Raw genomic sequence first — 381 nt, 5'->3', positions numbered from 1 at the left:
CACCCCAGAAATAGTCGCTGTAAGCCAAAGATTTAAATTTGTTACCCCTGCATCAAACCCACCTGCAATATTATTAATAGATAATGCAACTCCTAAAACAAGTGCTTCAGAAAAACTAATTGTTTTAGAGCCATCAAAATCTGCTTTTTCTGGATCACGTAAAATTCCCATAAGTATATTATCATCTTTAGAACCTGCAGTATTTTTTTGACTCAAAAAAGGCTGACATAAAATAAACACCCCGATTATCCCTAAAACGATTGCTCCAATCAGGTTTGCTGTAAACTCTGAAATAAATAACGCAATCCAGTTCCCAAAAAATCCAGCTAGTAAAGTAAATAAAAACCCAAAGAATGCGATGATAAAATTGTTAAACCACGA

At 34.1% G+C, this 381-nt stretch carries 1 protein-coding gene; it reads right to left on the bottom strand.

Annotated elements, in window-relative coordinates; translation table 11 throughout:
* Nucleotides 1-381: manganese efflux pump (locus MR170_RS31210; RefSeq protein ID WP_242310688.1), on the bottom strand; the 381-nt coding region annotated here is incomplete at both ends.

This window comes from Bacillus cereus group sp. BfR-BA-01524 (assembly GCF_022662595.1).
Taxonomy (GTDB): Bacteria; Bacillota; Bacilli; order Bacillales; family Bacillaceae_G; genus Bacillus_A; species Bacillus_A thuringiensis_S.
The sequence above is the reverse complement of the archived record's forward strand: the minus strand, read 5'-3'. Positions and strand labels throughout refer to the sequence as shown.